Raw genomic sequence first — 11,837 nt, forward strand, 5'->3', positions numbered from 1 at the left:
CAATTTATTAAATTGTAAGCTCAAAAGCTCCTTTTAGGGGTTGGCATTGTTTTTATCTTATTCAACATAGAATTTAAATAAAATGGAAAAGGAAATTAATAAAGTATTAATAATAGATGATGATGAAGATGTTTTGTTTGCAGCTAAAATGCTGTTGAAAAAACATGTGAAAGAAGTCATTATTGAGAAAGACCCTAGAAAAATTCCATTTCTTTTAAATCAGGGGACCTATGATGTGATTCTATTGGATATGAATTTCAGTCAGGATACAACCAGTGGGAAAGAAGGAATGTACTGGCTGGAGCAAATAAAAGAAAGAGATCCTAAAGCAGTCGTTATTTTGATAACTGCCTTTGGCGATGTAGAAACAGCTGTAAATGCTTTAAAAAAAGGAGCTACTGATTTTGTATTAAAGCCCTGGCAAAATGAGAAATTAGTGGCTACTATTCATTCAGCTGCTCAACTTAAAAATTCTTATAATCAAGTCAGCCGATTGGAGCAAGAGAAACAACAGTTAGAGGAATCCATTGATGCGCCATTCAAATCTATCATTGGTGAGAGTAAAGCATTACAAAACGTATTCACTATAATCGATAAAGTGGCAGCAACGGATGCCAATGTGCTGATTTTAGGTGAGAATGGAACTGGAAAAGAATTAATTGCCCGAGCTTTGCATAAAAAATCAACACGGAAAGACCATTCCTTTGTAAGTGTGGATATGGGAGCTTTAACCGATTCTTTATTTGAAAGCGAATTGTTTGGTCATAAAAAAGGAGCCTTTACGGATGCCAAAATAGATAGAGCAGGAAGATTTGAAATTGCAGATAAAGGCACCATATTTTTGGATGAGATTGGTAATCTCAGTGCTCCTCTTCAAGCGAAATTATTGAATGTTCTCCAAAATAGAACTGTTACTCGTTTAGGAAGTAATGAAGCCATTCCATTCGATACTCGGTTAATTTGTGCTACCAATGAGGATATAAATGCTAGAGTGAATGAAGGAGATTTTAGACAAGATTTATTATATAGAATTAATACGGTTGAAATTCATTTGCCGGCATTAAGAGAACGAATAGAAGATATACCGCTTTTAGCAGACCACTTTTTAAATATTTATGCGAAAAAGTATAAAAAAGGCGATATCAAGATAAGTCAAAATGCCTTGAGGCTTCTGCAAAAATATCAATGGCCAGGAAATATCAGGGAATTACAACATGCCATAGAGCGCTCATTGATTATGGCAGACCAATCTACTTTGGAAGCAGATGATTTTTTCTTTTTGTCAAAAGGAGGGAATTCAAATTCGCAACAAACAGCTAAAATGGATGATAGTTTTAATTTGGAAGATGTTGAAAGGCAAACGATTCAAAAAGCAATTCAAATTCATGGAGGGAATATTTCAAAGGCTGCCGAAGAGTTGGGGCTAACGAGAGCCTCTTTATATAGAAGATTAAGTAAATATGACCTTCAATAACCCACTTTTAAAAAAGTTTTTAATTCGGTTGATGTTGTTAACCCTTACCATTTTTGTTTGGGCAATAATTGTGGTGCATAATGAATCCGCAATTTTGATATTAATATTACTGGTGCTCATTGGGGTTCAGGCAAGAGCATTTTTCAAAGAACAGGCAGCAAACGAGATTTCAATCAATCGATTTTTGGAGCAATTGAAAAATAATGAAATTGATTTTGAACCTGAAGAAAAAAATAAGGATTTAAAGCAGCAATACTCTGCAATCATCAACACTATAAAAGATCGACAAAAAGAAAAGGAAGCGGAATATCAGTATTTTCGAAATATCGTACAGCATGTTGGGATTGGCATAATTACCTTTAATAAATCAGGTGATATTCAGTTATATAATTTTGCTGCCAAAAAATTATTGAACACCTCTTACCAAGTTAATAATATTCAGCAATTGGCTAAAGTGAGTGAAGAGTTGGTAGATACTTTAAAGGAGCTCAAAACAGGGGGTAGTAAATTAATCCAAGTAAATATAGGAGAGGAGAGTAGGCAGTTATCGGTTTATGCCATTGAACTACAATTGCATGATAAGCAATTTAAGCTGGTTTCATTGCAAAATATTCAAACCGAGCTGGATGAGAAAGAGATGGAGGCATGGAGAAACCTTATCAGGGTATTGACTCATGAAATTATGAATTCGGTAACGCCAATTTCATCTTTAACTGGTACGACCCGCGAAATGCTCAGCGATTATAAAGTAAATGGTGCAGAGGAAGTACCTATCAAGAAAGATGATATGGAGGATTTGATGTATTCTCTTAAAACTATTGAGAGCAGAAGTGAAGGCTTGATCAGGTTTTTGAATGAGTTCAGAAATCTAACTCATACACCAACTCCTAAGCTTAAAAATGAAAACGTAAATATAGTTTTGGAAGGTATATGTTTATTAATGAGCAAGGATCTAAAAGGCAAATCCATAAAAGTTCATAAATCATTGGATGAAAAAGTACCTGAGATTTTAATTGACAGGGAATTGGTAGAGCAAGTTATTATAAATCTGGTTAAAAATGCATCGGAAGCATTCGATTCAGAACAAGAGGAAAAAAATATATGGATTAGTTCCAACCTAGATAACAAAAAGAGAGTCGTTATTACGGTGAAAGATGATGGATCAGGAATTGAGCCGGAAGCTTTAACTAAAATATTTATTCCATTCTTTACTACTAAGAAAAACGGTTCGGGAATCGGTCTGAGTTTATCTAAAGAAATAATGAGAAAACATCAGGGTAATATTTCAGTTCAGTCTACGTTAGGGGTTGGTACAGAGTTTATATTAAAATTTTAGTGATTACCCTTTAAAAAGTTATATTTGTGGAAAAAATAAGCAAAATGCCAAAAGAAGAAATTCAAAAAACCATTACGAATATATTAGTGGAGAAACTAGGTATCGCTAGTTCTGAGGTAACCGCTGATGCAAGTTTTATAAAAGATCTAGGAATAGATTCCTTAGATTATGCTGAATTAGTAATGGAATTTGAGCAAAATTTCAACATTAGAATTCCCGATATGGATGCTGAGAAATTATCAACTATTAATCAGGCAGTAAAATATATTGATGAAAAGATTCATTCTGCTGAATAGGATTTGCTCAACACCAAAAGCTTGATTCAATACCGATGGTTAATTATTATCACCATCGGTTTTTTTATTTCCAAATTTCTCTCCGATTCAAAACATTAGTACGTAATGTTTTTTATATATTTACAACTAAAGTTTACAAAAATCCCACTTTTACCTCTTTTTACGCTTTTTATAGCATATTTAATATGTAATGTTTTAATTAAATATTAACAAAAAATACTAAGCTTCGTTAGGTTTATATGTAAAGCTACTATCAACCCATATGAAGTTTATAACCATTATCCCGATGCTTTTATTAGCATCCACTGTACATGCTCAAATATATACCGTTAGCGGTTATGTAAAAGAGGTGGGTTCTAATGAGGGGTTAGTTGGAGCTACGGTAGTGGATAAAAACCAGCCCAGAAATGGAATGGCTTCAAATGTAAATGGTTACTATTCTTTTGATTTACCTAAAGGAGAATATACTTTAAAAGTTAGCTATGTTGGTTATTACACCAAAGTGGTTGATATAAATCTTACTAAAGATCAATCTATTAATTTTAATTTAAATGAGCAGACTTCCAAATTGGACGAAGTAGTGGTTAACGGATCCAGAAGTGATGAAAATGTGAGTTCCGTTAAAATGAGTACAGAAAAATTGGAGATTAAACGTATTAAATCTATTCCAACAATTTTTGGGGAAGTAGATATAATCAAAAGTTTGCAATTGCTACCTGGTATTTCCACGGCAGGTGAAGGGACTTCGGGTATGTTTGTTAGAGGAGGAAGTTCTGATCAAAATTTAATCATGCTCGATCAAGCCACTATTTACAATGCCAGTCATTTATTTGGTTTCTTTTCTGTTTTCAATCCTGACGCAGTAAAGAGTGTAGAAATTTATAAAGGTGGGATTCCTGCAAAATATGGAGGAAGAATTTCTTCCATTTTAGATATTCAAATGCGTGAAGGGAATAATCAAAAATTTGTAGCTTCTGGTGGAATTGGAGTTATTTCCAGTCGGTTAACAGTTGAGGTGCCTATAGTAGAAGACAAATCTTCTTTGTTACTATCCGGAAGAAGAACTTATGCCGATTTATTTTTGGCTTTCGCTGAAGATGAAAATATTAGAAATAACATACTCTATTTTTATGACTTCAATTCTAAATTTAATTACAGCTTTAGCGATAAGGATAAAGTTTTTGTTTCGGGTTATTTTGGTAGGGATGAATTGGGCTTTGAAGAATTGTTTGGCTTCAATTGGGGAAATTCTGTACTTTCTACACGTTGGAACCATCTTTTCAAAGATAAATTAAGTTTAAATACCACTTTAGTCTATAGCAATTTTGATTACGGTTTTGATGTTAGCACAGCTGGAACCGGCTTTAATTGGAATTCAGGATTGCAAGAATATAATCTTAAAATGGATTTTGATTATTTCTTAAATGATAATAATAATCTTTTTTTTGGAGCTAATGCTATTTATCATGTATTCGCACCAGCTGAAATTTCTTCACAAAATCCGAATATTAGAAATTTCAATTTACAAAATGATTATGCCGTGGAAACTGCGCTCTATGTGAGTAACCAACATGATATTTCTGAAAAATTGAGCATGGAATATGGAATTCGTTATTCATCTTTTGCCAAAATTGGTCCCGATTCTGTTTCAGTTTATGCTGAGGGCAAGAGAAGAAGTCCTGAAAATGAAATTAGAACAGATGTTTATGAAAGCGGTGATATTGTGAAATATTACGGGGGGTTCGAGCCTAGAGTGGGAATTCGCTATATGGTCAATTCTAAATCCAGTATAAAAGCATCATACAACCGAATGCGGCAATATTTGCAAGTGGCAACTAATGCAACAGCAGGCTTTCCAACTGATCGCTGGATTCCAGCAGATTATCATATTAAACCTGTAATTGGGGATCAGGTGGCAATAGGCTATTTCAGAAACTTTAATAATAATGCGTGGGAATTATCGGTGGAGAGCTATTACAAATGGCTTCAAAATGTAGTGGATTTTCTTCCCGGTGAAGATATACTCTTGAACGATAGAATTGAAACAGCTGTGGCAGAGGGGATAGCATGGTCATATGGCGCAGAGTTTATGCTTAGAAAAAATGTTGGCAAAACAACAGGCTGGTTGAGCTATACGCTTTCACGAACTCAAAGACAAATTGAAGGAGTTGCTAATGGAGAACCATACTTCGCCAGATATGATAAGCTCCATGACCTTGCTTTGGTATTATCACATAAATTTTCTGAGCGCTTATCAATTTCAGGAAATTGGATATACGCCACTGGGGCAGCGGTAACTTTTCCTGAAGGTAGGTATATGATGAATGGACAAAATATTACCTACTATGATGATAGCAAAAGAAATTCTAGCAGAATGCCAGATTTCCATCGAATGGATTTAGCCCTAACTTATGAATTGAACAGTAGAAGTAATCGCTATAATCATGAAATTACGTTTTCTTTTTATAATGTTTATAATCGTAAAAATCCTTTTTCCATACAATTTGAACATGTCAGCAATAACAACCCTTATTATAAATCAGCTGAACACGGACCCATGACCAGTAATAAACCTGCTGCAGTGAAAAGATCACTTTTCGGTATTATACCTTCAATAGCATATAACTTTTCTTTTAACAAATGAGAACACATAGAAATAAAATATTGAGTCTTATTCTGGCAATTCTTATAAGTTGGAGTTGTGTTGAAATTATTGATTTAGAATTACCTCAGTCCGATCTGGAACTAGTGATAGAGGGTAAATTGCTAAATGAAGAATCACTACAAACTATCAAAATATCGGAGAGTTTAAATTATTATGATAGTTCAGAATTAGCTCCTTTTAAGGACGCGGAAGTTAATTTAATGGATCATCAGCATAATATAATAGAATCATTTATATATTCTCATGAGGATAGTTTATATAGATCAGCCAGTCCAATAAAATTAGCCGTTGGGAAAGAATATGTCCTTCAAATTGAAGCCAAAGGTGAAATTTTGGAAGCCAAAGGGAAAATTTTCGAAAATGCCACACTAGACTCTCTTTTTTATTTATCAGCTGAGGAATTGAAAAGTATTGGGAAACCTGTGTTCGGAGATGGTTATTTCATGTTTGTAAATGGGGAACTGAACAATCAAGGTATTGAATATTTCAAATTGGATGTTACGGTAAATGGCTACTTTAGAAATGGGAAAAATGATTTTACAAATTCTATTTTAACTTCCGAATATTTTGGCAGAAAATTCCAGGCTCTTCCTATACCAGGTTCTTTTGAAGAAGAGGATGCTGTAGTTTTAGAGCTTTACAGTATAAATAAAGATGTTTATCAATATTTCGATGAGTTTAGAAATCTTTTTGCAAATGACGGTGGAGTTTTTAGCCCACCACCAGTTAATCCAACTTCCAATATTAAAAACCTTACCAATCCTGATAATAAGCCTCTTGGCTATATCCAGTTTAGTTCTGTACAAAGAAGAAATATTAAAATTGAAGAAAGAGATTGATTTAAGTTTAAATATCAAATAGGTTTAAACATTTTTGATTTTTATTTGTCCTCTATATTCTCCATTCATAAAAACTATTGTTAATTTTCCACAAATTCATCAACAATTACTTTTAAGCTTCGTTTTTTTGCAATGATATTTTTCTACTATCAAACCTCATGAAAATAAGAGCTACCATTTTCCTTTTTTTTCTAGTATCTCAATTAAATGCGCAAAAGTATACCATAAGCGGTTATGTTAAAGAAGCTGGCTCAGGGGAAGTTTTAATAGGAGCTACAGTCGTGGATAAAAATCAGCCTGGAAACGGAATGGCTACCAATATTTACGGTTATTATTCTTTTGAATTACCTAAAGGAGAATATACACTTAAGGCGAGTTATATTGGGTATGCAACTAAAGAAGTTTCAGTTAATCTAACAGAAAATATTTCCCTCAATTTTAATTTGGAAGAGGAGGCTTCAAGTTTGGAAGAAGTCATAGTTTCGGCAACTCGCAGTGATGAAAATGTAAGCTCAGTCAAAATGAGTACAGAAAAACTGCAAATTGAAAGGATTAAATCTATACCGGCTCTTTTTGGAGAAGTGGATATCGTAAAAAGCCTACAACTTCTACCTGGTGTTTCCACATCGGGGGAAGGCACATCGGGAATGTTCGTGAGAGGTGGAAGTTCAGATCAAAATTTAATCCTGCTGGATGAGGCCACAGTGTATAATGCCAGCCATTTGCTTGGATTCTTTTCTGTTTTCAATCCAGATGCCGTAAAAAATGTAGAGATTTATAAAGGGGGGATTCCTGCTAAATACGGAGGTAGAATTTCTTCTATTTTAGATATTCAAATGCGCGAGGGCAATAATCAAGAATTTGAGGCTTCGGGTGGAATTGGAAGTATTAGTAGTCGACTGACAACAGAAATACCGATTGTAAAGGATAAATCTTCTTTGCTTTTATCAGGTAGAAGAACGTATGCAGATGTGTTTCTGACTTTTGCTAAAGATGAAAATATTAGAAATAATACGCTCTATTTTTATGATTTGAACACAAAATTTAATTATAGATTTAGTGATAAAGATAAGATTTTTGTTTCCGGTTATTTTGGTCGGGATAATTTAGGTTTCCAGGATTTATTTGGCTTTGATTGGGGGAATTCGACTTTTTCCACCCGTTGGAATCATCTTTTCAATGATAAACTATTCCTTAATACTACTTTGCTCTACAGCAATTTCGATTACGGTTTTGATGTGAATACTGCTGGTTCAGGCTTTAATTGGGATTCAGGATTGCAGGAATATAATCTTAAAATGGATTTCGATTATTTTCTAAACAATAATAATACACTCTTCTTTGGGGCCAATGCTATTTACCATGTTTTTGCTCCTGCAAAAATCACATCTCAAGAATCTAACATTCAGGATTTCAATCTTCAAAATGATTTTGCGATAGAAACAGCGGTTTATGTAAGTAATCAGCATACCATTTCAGATAAATTAAGTATGGAATATGGGGTTCGTTATTCCTCCTTTGCAAAAGTAGGACCTGATTCAGTTTCTGTTTATGCGGATGGAGAAAGAAAAAGACCTGAAAATGAAATCCAAACTGATGTTTATGAAAGTGGTGAGATAGTTAAATATTATGGTGGTTTTGAACCTAGATTAGGTATTCGATATTTAATAAATTCAAAAAACAGTTTGAAGGCTTCCTATAACCGTATGCGACAATACTTGCAGGTAGCAACAAATGCTACGGCTGGCTTCCCGACTGACCGCTGGATTCCGGCAGACTTTCATATTAAACCTGTGATTGGTGATCAGGTGGCGCTAGGTTATTTTAGAAATCTAAAAAATAATGCCTGGGAAATTTCTGTTGAAGGTTATTATAAATGGCTCCAAAATGTAGTAGATTTCCTCCCCGGAGAAGATGTGCTTTTAAATGATAGAATTGAAACTGCTGTGGCAGATGGTATTGCCTGGTCTTATGGAGGAGAATTTATGCTAAGAAGAAATATTGGCAAGACCACAGGTTGGTTAAGTTATACACTGTCTAGAACTCAAAGACAAATTGAAGGAGTAGCAAGCAGTGAGCCCTATTTAGCCCGCTATGACAAGCCGCATGATATAGCTATAGTAGTGTCACACAAATTTTCTGAGCGATTATCATTCTCAGGCAACTGGGTTTATGCAACCGGTGCAGCAGTCACATTTCCTCAAGGTAGATATACCATTAATGGTCAAAATATTGCTTATTACGATGATAGCAAGAGAAACACTAGCCGCATGCCTGATTTTCACAGAATGGATCTGGGATTAACTTATGAATTGAGTAGTAGATGGAAGCGATATAATCATGAAATAACGCTTTCATTTTATAATGTTTACAATCGAAAAAACCCATTTTCTATTGAATTTAGGCAAGTGAATAATAATGATCCTACTTTTAATGAATCAGAAGATGGACCAATTACCAGTACTCGTCCAGCAGCTGTAAAAACCGCCTTATTTGGCATCATACCTTCACTTACGTATAATTTTTCCTTTAATTGATGAAAGCAAATAAGTATAAAATATTGAGTCTGTTTTTAGCAGTTTTACTTAGTTGGAGTTGCCAGGAAATAATTGATCTGGATTTAACTCAATCTGATCCAAAATTAGTGATTGAAGGGAAACTGACCAATGAAAGAATTATACAAAAGATTAAGATATCTGAGAGCATAAACTATTATGACACATCTGGATTAGCACCTTTTACGGAGGCAGAAGTCAGCTTATTGGATTCAAATTTTAATTTACTAAAATCCTTTAACTATAATCCTGAGGATAGCAATTACCAATCAAACACCCCTTTTGGATTAGGCGTTGGTCAAAATTATATCCTACAAATAGAAGCGAAAGAAGAAGTTTTAGAAGCCAAAGGAATAGTTCTAGAAAATGCTACTTTGGACTCTTTATATTATTTATCAGCTGAAGAATTGCAAGCTTTGGGTCAGCCTGTTTTTGGAGAAGGGTATTTTATGTTTGTAAATGGGAATTTAAATAATGAAGGAATCGAATATTTTAAACTGGATGTTTCAGTAAATGATACGTTAAGAAATTCAAGAAGTGATTTTTCAAATTCCATTTTAACATCTGAATTTTTTGGTAAAGAATTTCAGGCACTTCCTGTTCCTGGTTCGTTCGAGGAAGGTGATACAGTAGATTTGGAGCTTTATACCTTAAATGAAGATCTTTATCAATACTATGTTGAATTTATAAACTTGTTATTTAATGACGGAGGAGTTTTTAGTCCGCCACCAGTAAATCCTGATACAAATATTAAAAATCTAACAAACCCTGAAAATGAACCTTTAGGCTTTATTCAGTTTAGCTCGATTCAAAAGAGAAGTATTATTATTGAAAAAGAGGATTGAATTGTCCTTATGTGTTCTCGATTAAAATTGAATCTACAAATGGCTATACTTCCATAAGAAGATTGATCAAAATGAATTAACTCAATGTTTTATTGAAGGTAATGGTAAACTTGGTTCCTTTATCTACTTCACTTTCAACTGAAATATTTCCGCCTAAACTGGTGACATGGGTATGAACTAAATACAATCCAATACCTTTACTGTCTTCATTATGGTGGAAAGTCTGATGTAAACCAAAAATTCGATCTTTAACTTTTTCTATGTCAAAACCAATTCCATTGTCTTCATAAGTCAGTTCAATTTTAGAGATTAAATCCCGGCTCTTAATTTTGATCACAGGTTTAATTCCAGGAGCTGTATATTTAATGCTGTTGGTAGTTAAATTAAGAAAAATGCTTTCCAGGTATTCCTCATTGAAATCAACAACAGGTGCATGTTTGAAATCTATTAGAAATTTAGCTCTGGATTTGCTGACTAAATTATGGATGGATTCGAGCACTAATTCAAAGGTTTTTTCAAAGGAGATAGCTTCTATTTTTATATTTGGGCTATTAGTTTCAATAAGGGAATTAATGTAGAGTTTCATTTTTTCCTTTAATTGCTCAGCACCTTTCTTCGCTAAATTGAAAAGTTTTTTGTTTTTATTACCTTCAATTTTGTCTAAATCTATCATTTCTAAAATTGAATTCAGATTATTGACAGGAGCGCGTAAATCATGGGAGGTTTTATAATTGATTTGTTCAAAATTTTTATTGCTTTTTGACAGCTCTGCCAATTGATTATTTCTTTCAGATTCCAATCTCTTTTTGTAAGTAATTTCTTTAGCAATAGCAAAAATAGTTTGATCTTCATCTGATGGGATTGATGTCCAAGCTAACCAAATTATTTTTCCGCTTTTGGTGATATACCTGTTTTCAAAATTATGGAGCCTATTTGACTTTATTAATTCCTGTCGGTGAATAGAAGTGACTCTTTCGTCTTCAGGATGTATGAAGTTAAAGATGGGGCTGGCATAAAGTTCTTCAAAACTATAGCCTAATGTATTTACTACTGCTTGGTTAATTTTTTTGAAGTAGCCATCATAACCTGCAATACATACTAAATCAGGAGTCAACTCAAAATAACGTTCATAATTGAAGCCGGAAGTATTCATTAAACCATAGGAATTAAAACATGATTTTTAAAGTTAGTGTTTTTTATAGAATAGGAGGAATTAATTTATAACAACTAAAAACAGTAAAATACTGTAAATTAGGGTTTAAAATTAGATTGTCGTGTTAATGTCGGATATAAGCCCGCTTAATTCGTTTTATTTTAAGGTTTAAAAAAGCTACTTGCTATGGTCAACAAAACAATATATAACATGCAACAACCTGAATTAGGCCATAAAATCCAGAATTGGAGAAAGGCAAAAGGACTTACACAAGAAGAACTTGTAGAGAAATGTAATTTGAATGTTCGTACGCTTCAGAGAATTGAAGCGGGAGAAGTACTTCCAAGGAGTTATACCATCAAATCGATATTGGAAGTATTGAATGTCGATTTTTCAGAACTTAATTTGAAAGAAAATCAGCAAAACCAATTTTCAGCTCTGCTTGGGAATAAAAAAACATACTTTAAATGGGGAGCTATAATTGGGGTTATTTATTTGTGCCTATCTTTTGTGGAGGGCTTTATGGATGTGGGCTTTTATTATTGGCATGAACGTGGGGATGGTACTTCTGGCGTAAATTACAGTTTAGTGAAAATAGGAGTGATGCTTACTTTTGCTGTTTTTTATTTCCCTATCTATTTAATCGGCAAAGGATTGAACGATAATCTGTTGAA

The 11,837-nt window shown here is 33.6% G+C and carries 9 protein-coding genes; 8 read left to right on the plus strand and 1 reads right to left on the minus strand.

From position 1 onward, the window contains the following. Positions 1-82: 82 nt before the first annotated feature. From Q0L29_RS03795 to Q0L29_RS03825, 7 genes are all read left to right on the plus strand, one after another. Positions 83-1,474, plus strand: coding sequence for a sigma-54 dependent transcriptional regulator (locus Q0L29_RS03795; protein ID WP_296619228.1), 1,392 nt, complete (start codon positions 83-85; stop codon positions 1,472-1,474). 31 nt (positions 1,475-1,505) lie between these two features. Continuing rightward, positions 1,506-2,810, plus strand: coding sequence for an ATP-binding protein (locus tag Q0L29_RS03800; protein ID WP_296619229.1), 1,305 nt, complete (start codon positions 1,506-1,508; stop codon positions 2,808-2,810). 44 nt (positions 2,811-2,854) lie between these two features. After that, positions 2,855-3,106, plus strand: a complete 252-nt coding sequence (locus Q0L29_RS03805; RefSeq protein ID WP_296619240.1) for an acyl carrier protein — start codon at positions 2,855-2,857, stop codon at positions 3,104-3,106. Between the two features lie 262 nt (positions 3,107-3,368). After that, positions 3,369-5,750: a TonB-dependent receptor gene (locus Q0L29_RS03810; RefSeq protein WP_296619230.1), complete on the plus strand. Its 2,382-nt coding sequence runs from the start codon at positions 3,369-3,371 to the stop codon at positions 5,748-5,750. Further along, on the plus strand, positions 5,747-6,610 hold the full coding sequence (locus Q0L29_RS03815; protein WP_296619232.1) for a DUF4249 family protein: 864 nt from the start codon (positions 5,747-5,749) through the stop codon (positions 6,608-6,610). Before Q0L29_RS03810 ends, Q0L29_RS03815 begins: the two co-directional genes overlap by 4 nt. A 158-nt stretch (positions 6,611-6,768) precedes the next feature. Then, a complete protein-coding gene (locus tag Q0L29_RS03820) occupies positions 6,769-9,147 on the plus strand; it encodes a TonB-dependent receptor (protein WP_296619234.1) in 2,379 nt (792 codons plus the stop codon). Further along, positions 9,147-10,010, plus strand: a complete 864-nt coding sequence (locus Q0L29_RS03825; RefSeq protein ID WP_296619236.1) for a DUF4249 family protein — start codon at positions 9,147-9,149, stop codon at positions 10,008-10,010. The genes Q0L29_RS03820 and Q0L29_RS03825 overlap by 1 nt, the downstream gene beginning before the upstream one ends. Before the next feature lie 76 nt (positions 10,011-10,086). Here Q0L29_RS03825 and Q0L29_RS03830 read toward each other — a convergent pair whose 3' ends face one another. Next, positions 10,087-11,163, minus strand: a complete 1,077-nt coding sequence (locus tag Q0L29_RS03830) for a PAS domain-containing sensor histidine kinase (protein ID WP_296619237.1) — start codon at positions 11,161-11,163, stop codon at positions 10,087-10,089. Positions 11,164-11,373: 210 nt separating this feature from the next. Here Q0L29_RS03830 and Q0L29_RS03835 point away from each other — a divergent pair. Next, the coding region (locus Q0L29_RS03835; protein WP_296619239.1) for a helix-turn-helix transcriptional regulator at positions 11,374-11,837 on the plus strand (464 nt) is incomplete at its 3' end.

The sequence above is a fragment of the Marivirga sp. genome, assembly GCF_024636815.1.
GTDB lineage: Bacteria > Bacteroidota > Bacteroidia > Cytophagales > Cyclobacteriaceae > Marivirga.

Coding starts and splice junctions, on each gene's coding strand:
- Q0L29_RS03795 (WP_296619228.1), top strand. CDS start 83: ATGGAAAAGGAAATTAATAAAGTATTAATAATAGATGATGATGAAGAT.
- Q0L29_RS03825 (WP_296619236.1), top strand. CDS start 9,147: ATGAAAGCAAATAAGTATAAAATATTGAGTCTGTTTTTAGCAGTTTTA.
- Q0L29_RS03815 (WP_296619232.1), top strand. CDS start 5,747: ATGAGAACACATAGAAATAAAATATTGAGTCTTATTCTGGCAATTCTT.
- Q0L29_RS03800 (WP_296619229.1), top strand. CDS start 1,506: ATGTTGTTAACCCTTACCATTTTTGTTTGGGCAATAATTGTGGTGCAT.
- Q0L29_RS03810 (WP_296619230.1), top strand. CDS start 3,369: ATGAAGTTTATAACCATTATCCCGATGCTTTTATTAGCATCCACTGTA.
- Q0L29_RS03820 (WP_296619234.1), top strand. CDS start 6,769: ATGAAAATAAGAGCTACCATTTTCCTTTTTTTTCTAGTATCTCAATTA.
- Q0L29_RS03805 (WP_296619240.1), top strand. CDS start 2,855: ATGCCAAAAGAAGAAATTCAAAAAACCATTACGAATATATTAGTGGAG.
- Q0L29_RS03830 (WP_296619237.1), bottom strand. CDS start 11,163: ATGAATACTTCCGGCTTCAATTATGAACGTTATTTTGAGTTGACTCCT.